This is a genomic window from Candidatus Woesearchaeota archaeon (assembly GCA_016187565.1).
Classification (GTDB): Archaea; Nanobdellota; Nanobdellia; order Woesearchaeales; family JACPJR01; genus JACPJR01.
On record JACPJR010000004.1, the window covers coordinates 43,932 to 64,264 of the forward strand.

14 protein-coding genes and 1 tRNA gene are annotated in these 20,333 nt (G+C 39.1%); 13 read left to right on the plus strand and 2 right to left on the minus strand.

All coding sequences use genetic code 11. The features are described from left to right. The first annotated feature begins 59 nt into the window (after window positions 1-59). Both HYW21_01240 and HYW21_01245 read left to right on the plus strand, forming a co-directional pair. Window positions 60-251 carry a cold shock domain-containing protein gene (locus tag HYW21_01240; protein MBI2547952.1) on the plus strand — a complete coding sequence of 64 codons (192 nt, stop codon included), beginning with the start codon at window positions 60-62 and terminating at the stop codon, window positions 249-251. A 141-nt stretch (window positions 252-392) separates the two neighbouring features. Next, on the plus strand, window positions 393-983 hold the full coding sequence (locus tag HYW21_01245) for a hypothetical protein (protein MBI2547953.1): 591 nt from the start codon (window positions 393-395) through the stop codon (window positions 981-983). Here the strand turns inward: HYW21_01245 and HYW21_01250 are convergent. Beyond that, window positions 976-2,427, minus strand: coding sequence for a hypothetical protein (locus HYW21_01250; protein MBI2547954.1), 1,452 nt, complete (start codon window positions 2,425-2,427; stop codon window positions 976-978). The two genes, HYW21_01245 and HYW21_01250, sit on opposite strands and share 8 nt — an antisense overlap. A 173-nt stretch (window positions 2,428-2,600) precedes the next feature. Here HYW21_01250 and HYW21_01255 point away from each other — a divergent pair, with 173 nt between their 5' ends. From HYW21_01255 to HYW21_01305, 11 genes are all read left to right on the plus strand, one after another. After that, complete coding sequence (locus HYW21_01255; GenBank protein ID MBI2547955.1) at window positions 2,601-3,599, plus strand: carboxypeptidase regulatory-like domain-containing protein; 999 nt, start codon at window positions 2,601-2,603, stop codon at window positions 3,597-3,599. A gap of 377 nt (window positions 3,600-3,976) precedes the next feature. Beyond that, a tRNA-His gene (locus HYW21_01260) sits at window positions 3,977-4,068 on the plus strand. A 66-nt stretch (window positions 4,069-4,134) separates the two neighbouring features. After that, entirely contained in the window at window positions 4,135-6,462 is a 2,328-nt protein-coding gene (gene hisC, locus HYW21_01265) for a histidinol-phosphate transaminase (GenBank protein MBI2547956.1), read from the plus strand. Between the two features lie 74 nt (window positions 6,463-6,536). Continuing rightward, window positions 6,537-7,124, plus strand: coding sequence for an imidazoleglycerol-phosphate dehydratase HisB (gene hisB / locus HYW21_01270; GenBank protein MBI2547957.1), 588 nt, complete (start codon window positions 6,537-6,539; stop codon window positions 7,122-7,124). After that, window positions 7,121-7,762, plus strand: a complete 642-nt coding sequence (hisH, locus tag HYW21_01275; GenBank protein MBI2547958.1) for an imidazole glycerol phosphate synthase subunit HisH — start codon at window positions 7,121-7,123, stop codon at window positions 7,760-7,762. Before hisB ends, hisH begins: the two co-directional genes overlap by 4 nt. Continuing rightward, window positions 7,756-8,511 (plus strand): imidazole glycerol phosphate synthase subunit HisF, encoded by a 756-nt coding sequence (hisF, locus tag HYW21_01280; GenBank protein ID MBI2547959.1) that lies wholly within the window; start codon window positions 7,756-7,758, stop codon window positions 8,509-8,511. The genes hisH and hisF overlap by 7 nt, the downstream gene beginning before the upstream one ends. Next, window positions 8,508-9,764 (plus strand): phosphoribosyl-ATP diphosphatase, encoded by a 1,257-nt coding sequence (gene hisE / locus HYW21_01285; GenBank protein MBI2547960.1) that lies wholly within the window; start codon window positions 8,508-8,510, stop codon window positions 9,762-9,764. The genes hisF and hisE overlap by 4 nt, the downstream gene beginning before the upstream one ends. After that, complete coding sequence (hisD, locus tag HYW21_01290) at window positions 9,761-11,062, plus strand: histidinol dehydrogenase (protein MBI2547961.1); 1,302 nt, start codon at window positions 9,761-9,763, stop codon at window positions 11,060-11,062. The genes hisE and hisD overlap by 4 nt, the downstream gene beginning before the upstream one ends. A 46-nt stretch (window positions 11,063-11,108) precedes the next feature. Continuing rightward, window positions 11,109-11,735, plus strand: a complete 627-nt coding sequence (locus HYW21_01295) for a hypothetical protein (GenBank protein MBI2547962.1) — start codon at window positions 11,109-11,111, stop codon at window positions 11,733-11,735. A gap of 257 nt (window positions 11,736-11,992) precedes the next feature. Next, complete coding sequence (locus HYW21_01300; protein ID MBI2547963.1) at window positions 11,993-12,532, plus strand: TATA-box-binding protein; 540 nt, start codon at window positions 11,993-11,995, stop codon at window positions 12,530-12,532. 90 nt (window positions 12,533-12,622) lie between these two features. Beyond that, window positions 12,623-19,180, plus strand: a complete 6,558-nt coding sequence (locus tag HYW21_01305; GenBank protein ID MBI2547964.1) for a helix-turn-helix domain-containing protein — start codon at window positions 12,623-12,625, stop codon at window positions 19,178-19,180. Here HYW21_01305 and HYW21_01310 read toward each other — a convergent pair. Beyond that, window positions 19,167-20,033 carry a tyrosine-type recombinase/integrase gene (locus HYW21_01310; GenBank protein ID MBI2547965.1) on the minus strand — a complete coding sequence of 289 codons (867 nt, stop codon included), beginning with the start codon at window positions 20,031-20,033 and terminating at the stop codon, window positions 19,167-19,169. The two genes, HYW21_01305 and HYW21_01310, sit on opposite strands and share 14 nt — an antisense overlap. Window positions 20,034-20,333 lie beyond the last annotated feature (300 nt).

Below are 20,333 nucleotides of genomic sequence, written 5' to 3' on the forward strand. Positions count from 1 at the left end.
CTGTGATGATTGTCAACCAGCAACAGAAAAGGAGAGGATATCTCAATGGAGATGAGAACATGAAAGGAAAAGTAAAGTTTTTTAACACAACAAAGGGATTTGGGTTTATTATCGGAGAGGACAGTAAGGACTATTTTGTCCACCAGACTGGACTAAAAGAAGGTACTTCGATAACTGAAAATGATAACGTTACCTTTGAAGTCGAGCAAGGAGATAGAGGATTAAAAGCAGTAAAAGTAACGAGAGCATAAATCGTTATCTCAACGTCTCATTCTTTATTTTTTATTGCTATTCTTTCTCTTTTTTCTGTTTATCAACTATCGACTTCTATGGAGGGCACATACGGTTTCTAAAGGCATACGTTTATAAATCTGCTAAGCACAAATCGTGCTATGAGTTTAGATTGGTATATTCACCTGGATCTTCATAACAAAAACCCGAAGATAAAAAGAGTTATTTTTGTCTGTAAAGGGAATACGTGCAGAAGTCCTTCTGCCGAATATTATTTTAAGAAGAGAGTTAGTGGTTTTTGGAGTGGTATTACCTGTTCTTCAAGAGGGATAATTGACTCTCAACGTCTCGAAGCAGTTCCAGAAATAAAAAAAGTTATTGGAGATAGGCTTTCAACTATACTTGAGAATCATAGGTCAAGAAAGATTACTCACTCTGACATTCAAAGAGCAGATCTTGTTTTAGCGCTCGACAAAGAAGTAAGAGATATCATTAAGAGATTGTACCCTTCAGAGAATTATAAAGTGTTTACCTTAAAAGGATTTGTTAATGGTACAGAGGGAAGCATGCTTGTAGACTTAGATGTTCCTAATCCTTTTATTCCAATAGCAAAAAGACAGGCCGAAGATATTATACCAGGTACGGTAAAATATTATAGATATCTTCAAAACTACAAATCTATTTTAGAATCGATTGATCTCTTGATCAGAAGGCTAATCGAAATAATTTACCGATTGAACAGGACTAAATAATTACTTTTCTCTTAAGAATTTGTACAACTCCTTTGTTGGCATCAACTTCTATCAAATCGCCATTTTTGAATATTTTTGTTGCGTCATGCGTTCCAACCACACAGGGAATATTTAACTCTCTTGCAATGATAGCGGCATGCGAACATATTCCTCCCTCATTTGTCACGATAGCAGCTGCTTTCTCAGCTAAAGGAACCATGATCGGTGAAGTCATTGTTGTAATGATAATCTCTCCCTTGCAGAATGTCTTCAAATCTTTTTCAAACTGTGCTAGATCATCTACGCGGATAATTTTTACTTTGCCAGTAGCATAGCCTTTGCTAGCCATTTGACCTTTAAGAGATGTTTTTTCCCCTGTACGATACACACTTTGAAAATATTCTTTTGCGTTTTTACCATATTTATATAATAATTTTCCATTCTTGTAATAAACAACAGAATACTCCATTCTTTCCTTAATTTCTTGGTTGCTTAGCGTGTGACCAAGTTCAAAATAATCGACTATATCAGTGAAATTATAAGCCCAGAAGAATTCCTTAAAGTCAATATTTATTCTTTTAGCCGTCTCTTTAATAAGGTCCAAACACAAAGTCTCTGAGCCGCTCCACGCGTGCTTCAACTCAAACCTTACGAGTGCTATATGCTGCAGTGTCTCCGAGAAGACTTGGAGATCAGTATCTGCAAATTGTTTGTAAATTTCGGATTGTTTCTTTCTAGTATCTTCTTTTGCATTTCGGATTTTTTCTATTTCCGTTTTGATCTCCTCTGGCTTGCTTTTTTTTAATCTTCGATTCAAATAAGAGATCATTTCTCCATAAGAGAGGGTGTTGCTAAAATTACCCGGGTATTTGAAAATGTGCTTTTTGAAAATAATGTCTGATCTCTTCTTTAATTTAATAAGTTTATACCAATCCCTTATCTCTTCCTGTGTCTTGTCAAATTCATGTGGAGTAGTTAGCGTAACTAACAGCTTGGCAGTTTCTTCAGTACCATAATTCTTCCCCAAAATTCCTTTAATTTCATCTTCCATACTCCTTGTACCACTGGGATCTGTTGCACGAAATAACTTCTGAAGAAAAATCAAATAATGACGATATTCCTTCATAAAACCAAATATCTCTTTGTTATCTAACGTAGATAGGTCTTTAGAACGAGTTTTTCTGGTAAACTTATGAAATCCTCTGATAGTAGTGTCTATTCTATGAAAGATTTTTTTTCTTTCCAAGGTATTAAGGTATTTTTGGCCATTGTAATAACCATCTTTAATGGACTCTTCCGAAAAATAGATGTAAGAAAACCCTTTGCTGTGCTCTCTTATGACATCATTGATCTTTTCGGTGATCGTAAACTGGTTATTATCAACAGCAAAATTGAGGATCATTGCTTCCGCAATCATGGCTGATTGTTTTTGTCCCCACATGAATTTATAAGCCATCAAAATCACTTTTTCTTTGTTTATTAACTGATGTGCGCTATTACATATTATTAATCTTTCGTTAGTCTTGATCCAGAAACCTCAGGACTTCAGTGAGAGGGAATTATGAATGCAACATACATTTTAACCTTTTTTGAAGTTATCGATGGTTATTTAGATACCAGCTGAATTAATAATTAAATATGGAGCATGGAAAATACTTAGTAACTGTATTATCAATTCTTATCAGTTTTTTAGTTTTAATTAATGTTGTCTACGCGCCTTCACACCCTGAAATAATTGATGACAACACTTTATACATAGCAGTTATTGAACAAGTCGGTGATGCTACCAGAATTTTAACAGATGCTAAGGTTACCTTAGCTTATGGTTCAATTGGCGGTGAACGAGACATACCAGCAGAATGGCAAGATGTTTCTGTTGATGAAACAGGGCAAGCAGTGTTTTCAAATGTTCAACCGGGAGTTTATACAATCACGGCGAAAGCTCCTAACTATATTTCTGCCCAAAAAGAATTTACAAAAAAGGCTGGAGTTACCGGCTACGTGTCTGTTGCTCTTATAAAAGCACCAGAAGGAGCAACAGGTAGTATAAAAATCGCACTACTAGAAAAATATGCCCCACAGACTAAGGTATACATCAGAAATGGACAACTAGAGATTTTGAAAGATGGCGAAGTTATAAGAAGTTCCGGAACAGAAAATGGTGAAGTTTTATTTACTGATTTGCCTATTGGAACTTATACAGCTTCTGCAAGTACTCCAGGATATAATTCTGAAAGGATAGATTTTGAAGTGGAGGCAAATGTCGAAGGTTGGTTACCAATTGGATTAGAAGAAGCTGGAGGCAAACCAAGGTATACTATTTGTCCTAAAGATTGCACTTGTGACGAACAGACGATTCCTATTGAATGTCATGGTCAAGGATTTGGTGGAAAAGGCATTGCAGTATCTACTGAATCTGCAATAAAAATAGTAAAGGATAGTAGTGTCGTAGAAGAAGTTGTTGACATTGAATTAAAGGAAGACGGAGAAATAATTTCATACGAAATGACTGGGGTTAAGAAAGGTAATTTACTATTTTTCATACCAACACAGATGAACATAAAAACAAGCCTTAACGCGAAATCTGGAAATATTGAAAAAACACAAAAACCTTGGTGGAGTTTTCTTGTTTGGTAAAATAGCTCACTGACCTCGGCTCCTCCGGATTTTTCCAAAAATTCTCGACCTTCGCAAATAATTTTAAATACGGGGTTATATTATGTAATCTTGTTAGTGAAGTAACTTAAGGGTAGTAACAGAAAGATTTATATACTTGTCTGCGTTTCCCCTCAAGATATGACAAAAACACGCTCATTAATTGAGGCTAATGTACGATTATGTGCTGATTGTCTTCATTATCGGTAGATCTAAATTTTTGTTTTTGTCGACTATTTTCTTGCGTGTTTCACGTCTTCTTGATACTATTATTTCCTCTATCACTTCCTCTACCTCTTTTCCTTTGTTCAGTATGGTCAAGGCAGCCTTCCTTTCTTCTCAGTTTTCTGGTAGTAATGGCGGTAGTAGTTCAATGGTAGAATACAGGACTGTGGTAAACGTTTACGGTTGCAGAAATCCTGTGACAGGGGTTCGATTCCCCTCTACCGCCCTTTTGTTACCTGTCCTTTCTTTACAAATGAGTGGGGTGATTTGATGCAAACCATGATTGACAGTGGTGGTTGTCTTCATCATTGTTCCAAAAAATACAGGACTTGAAACCTATCGAACAATTGCTCTGTCGTCTTTTAGCAATAAAGAGAAGAGTACTATTATCGAAGCTCGTGGAGAGGATATTCCCTTCTTAGTTAAGCAATTCCAAGAACAGGGGAAACCAACTTTCGGTTTAACAGGCGAGGACCTTTTTAAAGAGTATCTTCTCAAAGATAAGAATACATCGTTGCGTGTTATTAAGAAGATCACCTGGGACGATCCTGCTGCCTGTTTTAGAAAGCCAACACTTTGTTTTATAGGGCCAGATACTAAAGATCTTTTGTCTTTACCAAAAGTTGCAAAGGTTTGCGTTGCAGCAAAGTATAAACGATTGGCTAAGCGATATCTTAATTTCTTAGAGAGAAAGGGTTTTGCATTTCAAAAGATTTACATCAATGGATGTGTCGAGACAACCTGTCAAGAGGGTATTGCTGATGTTATTATTGACATTGTTTATACCGGTAATTCGCTCAAGAAATTTGGCCTCAAGGTGTATGACACCATTTTTCAAAGTGATTTTGTGATTATTGGTGCTGATAATACAGAACAAAATACACCAACTCCACGATCAGTTGTACAGACGTTAAAAGTGTATGACCCTCCGTTGGAACAACGGCAAGGGAAACTCTGTCTGGACTTTAATGAGAACACCAGAGGATGTTCACCTCAAGTGATAAAGGCACTTAAAAAAATAAACATGTTTACTGTTTCCCAATATCCTGAATATAAGGAATTTACCAAAGAGCTGGCGTCATTTCTCATCATTCCTCCATCAAATCTTCGGATAACAAATGCTACTGATGAGGCTATTAAACTGATCATGGATACCTATCTGACAAAAGATGATGAAGTCATTATTCCGCAACCAACCTTTGCTCTCTTTCAACTGTATGCAACTCTCAGCGAGGCAAAAATTATTTCTGTGCTGTACAACAACGATTTGAGTTTTCCTACCGATGCTGTTCTTGAGAAAATAAATGATAAAACAAAGCTTATTGTTCTTGTTAACCCAAATAATCCCACAGGAACAGTAATTTCAGAAGAGGATATTCTCCGGATACTCACCAAAGCAAGAAAAAGTATGGTACTTATCGATGAAGCTTATTACCAGTACTACGGTAAAAGTTCTATGGGTTTAATTGAAAAATACCCTAATCTTATTATTATCCAAACATTTTCAAAAGCATTTGGTCTTGCAGGGCTACGTCTCGGATATATTATTGCGTCAGCAGAAATTATCAACAACCTTAAAAAAGCCTCCTCTCCCTACAGTGTCAATGCACTTGCTCTTGTTGCAGCACGAGCAGCTTTACAGGACCTTGATTTTGTTGATAGCTATGTTAGTGAAGTAAAAGTAAATCGCGAAAGGCTCATGAAAGAGCTTACTGGACTTGGTTTACAGGTCTTTGCTTCACAAGCAAATTTTCTCGTGGTTAATGCAGGATCCAGGTGTAACGAACTATGTGAAAAACTTAAACAACAGAATATTCTCGTAAGGAATCGAACAAGCTATCCGCTGTTACAGAACTGCGTAAGGATTGGCGTTGGAACAAAAAAACAAGGTGATCAACTCTTAGGTGCGCTTAAGAATATTCTTCCACAAAAGATACTCCTCTTTGACATGGATGGAGTTCTTGTTGATGTCCGTCAATCCTATCGAAGAGCAATACAAGAAACCGCAGCGTTCTTTACGCAAGCGCGTATTGATCCGAGCGAGATAGAACAACTCAAGAGACAAGGGGGCTACAATAACGACTGGGATCTTACTGAGGCACTCATTCTTAAACGAGGAATAACAATTCCAAAGCAACTGATCATTGAAACATTCCAAGAGATTTACTGGGGAAATGAGACTACTCGTGGATATATTGAAGACGAGAAATGGTTATTTTCCCAAGACACGCTTGAACAATTGTACAAAAATTATCGTTTAGGGATTGTTACCGGAAGGCCACGACAAGAGGCAACCTTTATTTTAGAAAAGTTTGCGGTTGCCCCATTTTTTGATACGGTTATTGTAATGGAGGATTATCCTTCTGAAAAGGCAAAACCAAATCCTTATCCACTGCGACTTGCTCTCCAGCGTCTGGGAAAGAAAAGTATACAAAAGACAGCCCTGTATTTGGGGGATAATATTGATGATATCATTGCTGCACAGCGAGCAGGAATTCGTGCAATAGGCATTCTGTCAGGAAACGACCAAAGCAATCAAGGATTACAGAAAAAATTCCTGCAGCAAGGTGCACAGCAAGTTCTTGAAGATGTCAATGCAATAACAAAGGTGATCGTATGAAAGAGACGAGCAAAAGCGTAAGCAACAATAAGGCTAGCAATATGAGTAATACCATGAACGATACAAAAGGTACCATGAGGCAAACAGTCATTGAAAGAGCAACAAAGGAAACACAGATTTCTCTTAATCTGAACATTGATGGTACAGGGAACTACACCATAGAAACTCCTATTGGCTTTTTTACGCACATGCTTGAATCCTTTACCAAGCATGGTCTTTTTGATATAACCATGAAGGCTCAGGGCGATAGAGACGTAGATCAGCATCACACGATTGAAGATTGCGGCATTGTGTTAGGCCAAGCCTTTAAGCAAGCACTCGGAGAAAAAAAAGGAATCAACCGATCAGGATATTTTGTTTACCCTATGGATGATGCGCTTGCTGTTGTCGCGCTTGACATCAGTGGAAGGCCCTATCTTCGCTTTGATGCAACCTTTACTCGGAGATTTTGTGGAGGGTTTGATACTGACACCTTGGAGGATTTTTTTTATGGATTTTCCGTAGGACTTCAAGCGAATATAGCTGTACAGATGCCATACGGAAGGAGCGATCACCACAAGATAGAGGCTATCTTCAAAGCTTTTGCTAAGGCCATGAAGATGGCATGTGCCATTGAGCTACGAGCAAAAGAAAAGATTCCAAGCACGAAGGGAATACTATGATAGCCATCATTGATTATGGAGCAGGGAACTTGAGAAGTCTCACCAATGCATTTGATTACTTGAGAAAGGAGAGCATCATCACTGATGATCCAAAGGTAATCATGAATGCAGACCGTCTTATTCTCCCTGGTGATGGTTCTTTTGGCTATATGATGGAAACTGTGAAGAAAAAAGATCTTATTAACCCTATTCAAAAATTCATCATGAGTGGTAAACCATTTTTAGGGATTTGTTTGGGGCTTCAGGCATTGTTTGAAGAAAGTGAAGAAAGTCCTGGCAGTAAAGGATTGTGCATCTTTAAAGGAAAGGTAGTGAGGTTTCGCAAAGGGAAAGTGCCGCAGATCGGTTGGAATCGTATTGTCCCAACCAAAAAGCCACAATCACGGGGATCAATATCACAAGGATCAATGCAGCCAATGCAACCTCTCTTTAAAGAAGATTTTATGTATTTTGTCAACTCTTACTATGTTGTTCTAGAGGATCGTTCACTCATTGCAGCTACCACTGATTACTATGGCACCTTTGTCAGTGCGATTCAGGCTAAAAGCGTCACTGTGAACGTCACTGCACTGCAATTCCACCCTGAAAAAAGTGGAAACCCTGGACTTCGATTACTGAAACGGTGGTTACAATGCTAACGAAAAGAATAATTCCTTGTTTAGATGTCAACAATGGACAAACCGTAAAAGGCACTGGTTTTGTTAATCTGAGGTACGCTGGTGATCCGGTGAAGCTGGCGAGAAAATATTATGATGAAGGGGCTGATGAAATAGTCCTTCTCGATATAACTGCTTCCTCTAAAGAGCGAAAAACCATGATAGATGTTGTCGAAAAAGTTGCAAAGCAGATTTTCATTCCGTTTACTGTAGGAGGAGGAATACGTACAATAGAAGATATACGGGCTTTGCTTAATGCCGGTGCTGATAAAGTTTCAATAAACACAGCTGCTGTTAAAAATCCTGACCTCATCAAAGAAGCATCAGCAATATTTGGAAGCCAATGTATTGTCGTAGCTATTGATGCTAAAAAAACAGCCGGTAGATGGCAAGTTTTCATCAATGGTGGTAAAGACATAACAGCACTAGAGGTAATGCCGTGGGCTAAAAAAATGCAACTCCTCGGAGCAGGGGAAATCCTTCTTACTTCCATTGATCAGGATGGAACAAAAAAAGGATATGATCTGGCATTAGTACGGCAAATCGCAGAGGCTGTTACTATCCCCGTTATTGCATCAGGAGGTGTAGGATCTCTGCCAGATATTCTTGAGGGGTTTACCAAAGGAAAGGCAGATGCAGCACTGGTAGCTTCACTCTTCCACTATAACGCGTATACTGTTCGAGAGGTTAAGGAATATCTTCAGGGAAATGGAATCGAGGTAGTACTATGATTATTCCAAGTATTGATATCATGCATGGAAAGGCAGTTCAACTACGACAAGGCAAGGAAAAGGTATTGGAACGAGACGATGTGTTAGCGTTAGCTAAACAATTTTCTATCTATGGCGAGATCGTTGTTGTTGACCTAGATGCTGCATTCGGAAAAGGTGACAATAGTGCATTAATCAAAGAGATTTGCAAGAGAGCGTCATGTAGAGTTGGCGGGGGTATACGAACCTATGAAAAGGCAACCGAGTTACTCCAAACAGGAGCAAAAAAAATAGTGATTGGTACAATGGCAACGCCGGAATTCTTAAAAAAATTACCTAAAGATCGCTTGGTTGTTGCATTGGACACCAAAGATAACGTTGTTGTCAATGAAGGTTGGACAAAAAAAACTACAATGACGCCAGAACAAATGCTCCGTGAACTAGAGGGTTATTGTTCCGAGTTTCTGTTCACCAATGTTAATGACGAAGGATTAATGCAAGGTATTGATTTCACCAGGATCTGTGAACTACGCAGTGCTACTCGAAATAACTTTACCGTCGCTGGTGGTATTACGACAATAGATGATATAAAGAATATTGAAAGTATCAAGGCCAATGCACAGATCGGTATGGCACTGTATACCGGCAAGATTAATCTTAGCGAGGCATTTATAGCTCTCTTGGACTTTGATAAAAATAATGGGCTTATCCCAACAATTGTTCAGGAAAGTAGTGGACAATGTAATTGGCAACGTGACGGGCAAGTCCTCATGCTTGGGTTTTCAACACCAGAATCGTTGCGGATGAGTTTGGAATCAGGGAAAGCAACCTATTACAGCAGATCACGAAAAAAAATATGGGTCAAGGGAGAAACCTCAGGAAATTATCAAGATCTGGTAACCGTACACTATGACTGTGACCGAGATGCCCTTTTGTTTAAGGTACGTCAAAAAAACAGTGCATGCCATGAGGGAACCTACTCCTGTTTCGGCAACCGAGAATTTAGCATTGATGAGCTCTATGAGCTTATTGCACAGAGGATCAATAATCCACAGGAGGCTCCACCTAAATCATATACCGTTACGGTAGCGCGTGATGAAACTCTACTCAAGGAGAAAATTCTTGAGGAAACGCAAGAGATTATTAATTATACGGACAGAGAAAATCTTATTTGGGAGATTGCAGACTTAACCTATTTTGTGATGGTTCTCATGGCTAAAAAGAATATTTCATTAACTGATATCAAAAATGAGTTATGGAGGAGAAGGAAATGAAAATCATACCGTCTACTGCTTTGGATGAGAAATTTTATGCCTATGCTGAGACAGAGGAACTTGCAATAGTCAAACAGATACTTAACGAAGTTAAAATCAATGGGGATGAGGCTGTTTTGAAATACACTGAAAAATTTGATAGACAACAACTGAAGAGTTTAGAGTTGTCTCAGGAGCAGATAAAAAAAGCGTACGAGAAGGTTGATAAAAAAACATTGTCCATGCTAAAAAAAGCAAGGGAAAATATACGGTACTTTGCCGAGAAACAGTTTGCGCAATATACAAACTTTGAAACAACAAAGGACGAGGTCATTCTTGGACAACAGATAATTCCCTTAACAAGGGTTGGCTGCTATGTTCCTGGTGGGAGATATCCTTTGCCATCTTCAGCACTGATGAGTGTTATTCCTGCAAAGGTTGCTGGCGTCAAAGAAATTATTGTTTGTTCTCCAAAAATAGCGCCCATAACGATTGTGGCAGCAAATCTTGCAGGAGCAGATAGAATCTTTTGTATTGGAGGAATCCAGGCTATTGGGGCAATGGCTTACGGTACAGAATCTGTTCCTCAGGTTGATAAGATTGTAGGTCCGGGGAATAAATATGTAACCGCAGCCAAGAAAGAGGTTTTTGGCATTGTTGGCATCGACTTTATAGCTGGCCCTAGTGAAGTTCTTATCATTGCTGATGAGACCGGAAATCCAGAGTTTATAGCCGCTGATTTACTTGCTCAAGCAGAGCACGATCCTGATGCTCGAGTTGACGTACTAACAACCTCAAAGGAATTGGCGGTTAAGGTTAATGAGCAAATCAAGATCCAAATAGCGAAATTGAAAACTAAAGACGTTGCTCAATTGGCGTTGCAAAATGGCAGTATTATTATTGTCGATAGTTTAGCGACAGCAGTAACCATCGCTAATAAACGAGCACCAGAACACCTCGAACTACAGGTAAACAGAAGGGAAAAACAAATGAAAAAACAAGTAAAGAGTGAAGCACAAATTCCAGAATGGATTCTTGGAAAGCTACAGAATTATGGCTCATTGTTTATTGGAGAAAATAGTGCAGAGGTTTTTGGAGATTATTGTACAGGGACGAACCATATTCTTCCTACCAATGGCACCGCACGATACCGTGGCGGTTTATCAGTGTATGATTTTATAAAGGTTGTCACCTATCAACAAATGGGGAAAAAAGTTCCTCGGGAACTGATAGCTATTGCTGCACAACTCGCCGAGGTTGAAGGCTTAGACGCACACCAGAAAGCTGCTCTTTTTCGTGGAAAAAGTAAATTACAATAATATATATAGCAATAATTTTATATAGCATCTCTTCATTCCTTACATCATGGCCATTGTCCGATTTTACCAACTAAAAACAACAGATCCATTAGCGTACGAAGGTTTGAGTCAGTATTTGAAAGAAAGACTCTTAGAGCCACAATCGCCGGTATCAGGGGATAGTACTTCTCTACAGGAACCTGAATTTACCGTACTGATGAATACGACAGATGTACGACGACGTTGGTTTCCTCTAAGAAGTGAGACTTCGGTCGATCTGGTAGTGAGTGGAACTGAAAGCATGGTTGGTGATCTTGAGGCATATATCCGTACAAGAGATACGATCTCTTTAATAAGCAGACAAACCGTTACTCAAGCGGCTCTTGTTTTTAATGCACATTATTATTCATCATCTCCCCCTAAAAACCGTTGCCAAGTGTATGCTGAACAACTTGAAGAACTGAAAGCCAGATCTTTCCCTAATGTCACTCTTTGGAAAAGTGATAATTTAGGTTACCCCTTCAGAGAAGCGAGTTTTGTTATTACTGGTCCTATTCATGAAGTCTGTGGATTTCGGGAAACACTTTCTGCACCAGGAATGGTAATGATAGCGGGAAGTACTCGTGTTTTATTTCCTTATACCCAGCAGCATTCTCATCCGGTCTCTGGGCAACCGTTGGGGAGAACACTCTAAGGCCATTACAGACAGCTAAACCTCCACAGGAAATCATGGGGTGTTCCTTTTTAGACCGGTGTTTGGCTTCTCTTTTTTATCGTCGGCAGTCTCGACGAGAGCAATCTCCACAAGAAATTCAGGAGGTATCACTCCTCAAAGAATTATGTTTTAAAAAATATATTTCAGAACCGCAGAATTTATAAATGTTTCCCCCTTACCTTTATAAATGGGGGAAGTTACCGTAATGGTTTAAAACGTCATATGGAGGGATTTACATGGCTAAAAAGGACATTGAAGTCGTAAACATTGTTGTTTCAACATCATTAAAGCATGATATACCCTTGGAAAAGATGGCTGCGACTCTTTCTAACACAGAATACAATCCAGAACAGTTTCCTGGCCTTGTTATTCGTATAAAAGAGCCTAAAACCTCTGCTTTGATCTTTAGCTCAGGTAAAGTAGTCTGTACTGGAGCAAGGAGCATGCAAAAGGTTCATGAATCAATTAAAAAGATCATTAAGAGCTTGGAAAAGATCAATGTAAAGATCACGATTGAGCCTGAGGTTACTATTCAAAATATCGTTGCCTCTGGCTCTGTCGGCATGGATTTGAACCTAAATACCCTTGCCATGAAACTTGAAAATACTGAATATGAACCAGAGCAATTTCCTGGCCTGGTCTATAAACTTCCTAAGGCAAAGGCAACCTTCTTGCTCTTCAGTAATGGTAAAGTCGTCTGTACTGGGACGAAATCAGAGGAAGAGGTTCATGCAGCATTGGATATGCTCATTGAGAACCTTAAGAAGGTTAAATAATCCCTCATCAAGATCTCGATAAATTTTCAATGCATGGTAGCGGTAGCGCTTGTAAGGTGTAAAAGAAGAGTGAAATTTGAGTGAATTTCGATGGATGCAACCCAGCAAATTACAACGGCAAAGAAATTTTTGGAAACACAGTACTATGCCAAGCTCCTTGAAACATTGCGTAAGGGAGAACATCATCTTGTCCTCGATTTCCAAGAGTTCAGTAAATTCCATCCTGGTATTGCAGATGAGCTTCTTGAGGAGCCTGAGGAAATACTTGGGGCGTTTGAGATGGCTCTGGAGAGTTTTGATTTTCCAGCTGAACAAATTAAGCGGTTCCATTTTCGTGTTACCAACCTTCCAGATTCCCAAAAGATGTTAATTCGAAATGTCCGAAGTGTTCATTTAGGTAGATTCTTGCAGATCGATGGTGTTGTCCGTCAAAAATCAGATGTTAGACCACAAGTTACCTCTGCGCGTTTTGAATGTCCCTCGTGTGGGAATATCATCAGCGTGCTCCAATTGGACACTAAATTTAAGGAACCCTCCCGATGTGGTTGTGGAAGAAAAGGAAAATTCAAGCTCATTGCCAAAGAGCTGGTTGATGCCCAAGGCCTGGTGTTGGAGGAAGCTCCTGAGGATCTTGAAGGTGGAGAACAACCAAAACGCATTAATGTTTTTCTGAAAGACGATCTTGTTAGTCCGCTGAGTGAGAAAAGAACAAATCCTGGTAATAAAATTCGTCTTAATGGCATTATTAAAGAAGTACCGATTGAATTGCGTTCAGGTGCAAAATCTACGCGATATGAAATCCTGCTTGAGGGAAACTTTCTTCAGCCCATTGAAGAGGACTTTACTGACATCACTATCTCTGAAAAAGAAGAGCAAGAAATTAAGGATCTTGCTCAGGATCAACGATTGCTGCAGAAGCTCGTTGGTTCTATTGCCCCAAGTATTTATGGCCATGAAAAAATTAAGGAAGCATTGTTACTCCAGCTTGCAGGGGGCGTGAGGAAAATACGTGATGATGGTGTGGTCACGAGAGGAGATATCCATGTCTTACTGATTGGAGACCCTGGAGCGGGCAAGTGCGTTGCAGGAGATACAAAAATTGTCCTTGACAGTGGAGAAATAGTTCCCATCAAGAAGCTTGTCGAGCAGGAATCACTCGGTCAATACACGTATTATGGTCAAAAAGTTTATTCGATTAACCTCTTTGGAACCCTCACCAGTTCTCAGCCACTGCGTTTCTGGAAACGTAAAGCACCAAGCCAGATGTTGAAGATAGTAACAGGAACAGGAAATGAGCTGATCGTCACTAACGAACATCCTTTATTTACTACTAGCGATGGCATTATCTTTGCCAAAGAAGCACACACCTACCACGTGGGAGAATACATCGCCCTGCCGAATAAAATAGTCGTTGAAGGAAGCTTACAGAAGATTCCAAAAGAAATTCGGTATTCTCCTGCACATAACCGAGTAAAACACCGAGTCAAAGAGTATATAGACGGTGATGTTGCCAGATTTTTGGGATATCTTATTGGCGATGGTTATGTAAGCATGAGAAAAACAACAGGCCTTGTAAGCTTTACCAATGCAGATCAAGAAATCCTCCGGGACTTTGAACAGTTATGCCAACGAGTACTTGGGATCACGCCAACAAGAAGGAGAAAACAACAAACTGCTGCGTATGAATCATACCTCAGCTCAATTGAAGTAGTACGCATTCTTGAAAAGATAGACGAGAATATTACAAAACGATCTGCTGAGATGCGCATCAGTGATGCACTTACTCGATCTCCTAATGCTATTGTGAAGGAGTTTCTCCGATCGTTATTTGAATGTGAAGCATTTATTGATCCGAGAAAAAGGGAGATCGAATTTAGCTCTAAGAGCAAAGATCTTATTTTTGATTTGAAATTAGTACTGTTACGATTTGGTATCATATCACAAGTAACGTCTTCTCTGAAATATGCAACGAATACTTCTCAAAAAATAAAAAGAAGATATTACCGTTTACGGATAAGTGGAGAAAATGTATGTGTGTTTGCTCGAGAGGTTGGCTTTGTTTCAACGGTAAAAACCAGGAGATTACAGAAAGTTATTGCGACAAAGAGTATCCTGAATACGAATATCAACATTGTCCCTCATGTTAAAGAACTTCTAAAACTGTTGCGCAAGCAATATGGATTACATCAATCCTCTTTTGGTATGTCAAGAAGCAGTTATCAGCATTATGAACGAGGAGATCGACACCCGTCACGTCAGAAATTACAACAAATTGCTGAAGTCTATACAAGGATTACTCCTCATGATCCTTTTGTCCAGATTCTTACCAAGGCCAGTCAGGCAGATCTCTTTTGGGATAAAATTAGAGAGATAACGATTGTCCCTACAACAGAAGACTATGTTTATGATCTTGAGATCGAGCACGTACATAATTTTGTTGCAAATGGGGTTATGGTCCACAATTCACAGCTCCTTAAGCGAATTACTAAAGTTGCGCCTAAATCACGGTATGTCAGTGGGCGAGGAGCTACCGCAGCTGGTCTTTGTGTTGCACCAACAAGTATGGTCATGACAAATCCTGGAGGGATGACGGCAATTGAGGATGTTGTTGAACCACGAATAAGAACAGCGTCCGAGTATCGACCAGGAATCTGGAAGCAGGATAATATTACTGATGTAAAGATTCAAAGCATGTCTCATGATTTAACCATGCAAACCAAACATCCTGAATCTCTCTGGAAATTAGAAGCTCCAGTATCTGTCTTTGAGATAAGACTCAGAAGTGGCAAAAAAATAGAATTAACAGCAAACACGCAGTTATTTACTCTCCTACATGGAAGAACAACCTGGATAAAAAGTAAAGAGCTTCAGAAGGGAATGGTTATTGCGACACCTCGTCGATTGATTGGTGGGAATGATGTTCCGTATACCATTGATCTTATCAGCTCAAATCCTATTATTTATGAAGTAAAAGATTTCATAACCTCGATTCTTCCCTTACTTACCAGAAAATATGGTGATCTTCGAACTGCAGCAAAGGCTCTTGGTGTCAATGAAAATCAACTCTACCATCATTGGGTTAACAAAAAAGCACGAGGAAATATCCATCGCAAGGATCTCCAAAAGATCTGTGAAGATGTTGCTGTTTCCTGGAAAAAACAGGTGAAAGTACTCAGTCTTTATCGAGGAAAAAAACCGGTTTTTCCCCCTCGTTTAACAAAAGAACTTCTCTATTGTGCAGGCTTGGTAGCAGGTGATGGTGATCTGCGAGAACAGAAGTCTCATGCCTACGCGATTAGGCTCTCCAATGCAACTCCTACTCTTCAAAAAATCTTCCAAAAGTTCTTACGATCGCTTCATCTCAAATTTGGTGTGCAAAAAGGAAATGAGAATAGGCCAGAAGCAACGCGAACAGCATCAAAACTTCTCGGGGAGATATTTATTCGTCTAGGCATTCCCCTTTCACCGAAGTCACATAAAATCTATCTATCGGATGTTTTATTGCATTTGCCCAATGACTATTTAGCGTCTTATATTGCTGGCTTGTATGACACTGATGGTTCAGTATATCAGAGAAAAGGAAAAGCTGGGTCAAACGTTATTGAATACTATACGTGTTCAGAAAAACTTGCCAGGCAATTACAGATAGTTTTATTACGATATAGCATTCAGAGCACGCTTCGTTATCGAGAACCACAAGAAGGAATAATTACAAGAAAGCTTCGATTATGGGTTCTTTCAGTGAGAGGATCAGAACATATAAAAAGGTTTTCACAACATATTCCTCTTCGACATCCCGCAAAGCAAAAAAAGTTAGCCCTTCTCGCAGAGCAAAAGAAGAAGGAGCATAGTAATATTGATTTGATACCTGGAGCGGGAAACATTCTTAAATCCGTGCTTCAGCGACATGCACTGTCTTTACGAAAAACAGGATGGCATAATAATCTTTCACGTGCAGGATTACAACAAATACTCTCACGCATAGCTCTCAAAGACCCTGATATTACGTATCTTGATAGACTTGCTAATAGTGATATCTTCTGGGATGAAATAACTTCTATTACGGCAAAGAAACCAACGTATAAATATGTGTATGATCTAACCATTAACGATTCTCATAATTTTGTTGTTGACGGCGTTCTTGTTCATAACACGGCAAGTGTAGTCAAGGATGAATTCCTCAGAGGATGGGCGCTTGAGGCTGGAGCCTTAGTTCTTGCAAATAAAGGGATTTGCATGCTTGATGAGATGGATAAAATGACTCCAGAAGATAGGAGTGCTATGCATGAAGCACTTGAGCAACAGTGCTATCACTATGACACTGAGATCATGTTTGTTGATGGATCAACGGAAAAGATAGGCGACTTTGTCAGTCGCTTTATAGAAAATCATAAACACAAGATGGTAGAAGGAAAAGATTGTGAGATATTGAGAGGAGTAGATCTTCCTGAGATTATGACTACTGACTTTACTGGTATTTTTCCTGTAAAGATACATGCACTTAGTCGCCATAAAGCATCATCATACTTTTGCCAGATTACCTACAGCAATGGCCGATCAATAATGGTTACTCCAGAACACCCAGTTTATATTGTTGAAGACGGTAGAATCGTAACAAGGGAGGCGCGAACAATTGTACCAGGCATGATGGCTCCTGCACCAAGACGATTATCTTTACTCAATAAGAAGGCAGATCAAGAGGCTTATTCGCAAAAACGAGGATTATTTCTCGGTCTTTTCTGCAGTGAAGGGCATAGTTATCAAAGCCAACAACACCGTTATGCAGAAATTGGAATCTCTAACACTAATAGAGGTATTGTACAGCTTACAAAGGAACTCATGGAAACACTCTTTGCAAAAAAGCCATTTATGCAAACACGGTTCGTTGAAGAACAGAGTAAAGCCACCAAGGAACTGGTTACCGTTAGATTGAGTTCACAAGGGATTTATCAAACGCTCAAACAAGAAGTTCCAGAATTATTGAAAAAGGCTCCTTTCAAAAGAGTTCCTCACGAAGTGAAAACAGGATCACTTCTCTTACAGCAAAGTTTTCTCCAAGGGTATTTTTTAGGTGATGGTTTTGTTGACAAAGAGCGTACAGGATTTGTGACGAGTTCTTATAAGCTCGCAGAAGATGTCCAGCAACTTCTCCTCAATAGCTCGATGTATAGTTATATTGAAACAGAAAAAAGAGGCAATGCAAGATATCATAAAATTATAATCTCAGGATTAGAGAGCTATGAACGCTTTTATGAGCTTGTACCTGAGATGGATTCAAGAAAAAAAAGAATTCAAGAATTATTACTCCGTAGTAAGAGAAAGAAAAACGATCGAGATGTCCTGCCCTATACCTACGTACAAGAAATCCATGACCTATTGAAACACTTTAAATTAGATGATGGTTATTTCTTTCAAAAAAATCTCAAGAAGCAGAATGCCCATCGAGAAACCTGTTGGCGATATCTTAAGAAAATAGAGAATCATCTTCAAAAAGGTATGGATGTCTATCCCTCCTCTGATCTACGGCATATACGTCGGGTTTGGGGCATTTCAATGGCCTCTATTGCAAAAGCAATGCAAATTTCTTTAGCAAGTGTCTACTCCTATGAGGAAACATCACATCCTAAACATAATGATCTAAAGAGAATAATATATGAGCTTATTGAGAAAAAGGCCAAAACGATTATTCCTAAAATTGTATCCCTTCATCAACTGATCCACAGTGATTTGCGTTTTCTTCGAGTTGTTAGTGTTAAACGTATAAAAAACATTGATCAGCCATGGACATATGACGTCACTATTGAACCGACACATTCATTCATAAGTCAAAACCTTGTTCTTCATAATTCAGTTTCAGTCTCAAAAGCAAACATTCAGGCAACACTCCGTGCAGAAACAACCGTGCTTGCAGCAGCCAATCCTAAATTTGGCCGTTTTGATCCTTACGAAACATTATCCCGGCAGATTGATTTGCCTCCTACCTTAATCAATCGTTTTGATTTAATCTTTCCTATTCGTGATATTCCAGACGCTGAGAAAGATTCTAAGATGGCAAAGTTTATTCTTCTGTTACATCAATCCCCCTTATCAGAGATTCCTGAGATTAATACCCATCTCTTGAGAAAATATATTGCTTATGCGCGGCAACGAGTTACTCCTGTACTATCGGACAGCGCTATTGAGGCTATTGAAGAGTATTATCTCAAAATGAGAGGTTCTGGTTCCAAGGATGGAGAGGTTCAAGCGATTCCTATTTCTGCGCGACAACTTGAAGCGTTAGTGAGATTAACCGAGGCATCTGCAAAATTACGACTCAGTACTAAAGCCTTGAAAAAGGATGCTCTAAAGGCAATTGAGCTCTTGCATTTTTGTTTATCCCAGGTTGGTGTTGACCCAGAAACGGGAAAAATTGACATCGATAGAATTTCAACAGGAGTTCCTGCAACTGAACGAAGCAAGATTGTTTTAGTACGAGAAATTATCCATGAGCTTGAAAACACTCTTGGAAAAACCATTCCCATCGAAGATATTGTTAAGGAAGCAGTAGAGCGCGGCATTGAAGAGGAAAAAGTTGAGGAAGCCATTGAGCAATTGAAACGTAAAGGAGATATCTTTGAGCCACGAAAAGGATTCCTCAGTAGGATTTGACAGGATCATCTGGAGATGTACTTAAATATTTATCAAACGAGAAATAAGGGCTTTGTATTCCCTGTAGCTGTTCTGGATTTGTTCGTGCATAAATTTGGGTTGTCTGGAGGTGTGTATGCCCTAAGAGCTGTTGGATCTGCTCAAGCTTTGTTCCTCCTTCAAGTAAATGCATGGCAAAGGTATGACGAAGAATATGGGGAGTAACCTTCTTCCTGATTCCTGCTTTTTTTGCTGCCTTATGTAATATTACTTCAACAGTTCTTACGGTTAATTTTCCATGCGTTGTTGTAAAAAGATAACCATCTGTTTTCTTTTCTTCCTTGCTATATGTTTCTATTTCTGTCACAAGGTTTCTTGGGAGAAGTGTATACCTATCTTTTCTTCCTTTTCCTTGCTTAACCAGTAAGAAACCTCTGGCTATATCAAGATGTTCTCTGCGTATATTCACTAATTCCTGAACACGAACTCCGGTAGCATAGAGGACTGCAATGAGTAGTTTATGCTTCTTGTTTTTCACTATTTCGAGTAGTATCTTTATCTCTTCTTTGGTGAGCGTTTGTCGATACACAAATGGTTTCTTCTGAAAGGGAAGTTCTAAACTCCTTCTTAGAATCTTTCCATAGTATAACTCTAATGCACTATGTGCGACGTTGATGTGTGAGACAGACATTCTTCTTTCATACAACCAAAGTAAATATGAACGTATGTCACTGCATTTTATCTCTCTTGGAGACTTTTGAATAAATTGTAAAAATCGTTGGTTATGGTATAGGTACGCACTCATTGTTCGTGGTGAAAAATTCCTCAACATCATCTCTTCCTTTAATACTACGAATGAATTAACTCTTTTCATGTACCCTAGTGATCTCATTTTATTTATATACCTCACGGGCATCTGTCCACTGCATTGAAGATCTTTCGCCACAGGCTAAAACAGCAAAATCTAAGCATTTGACTCACTCGACACCACTGGACAAATAACCCAAAAATCCCCCAATATTTCGTCTAGAAAGTGTTCAACGCAATATTACTCGGCGCATTTTTTGAAATTAAAACTTAAATAATAGCCTGCTTCGCAGAATCTATAGCGCCTGCGTCATACTTCCCTCCCCCACTCCGTTCGCTTTCTTCTCTTCTCTCTAATAAATTGTCA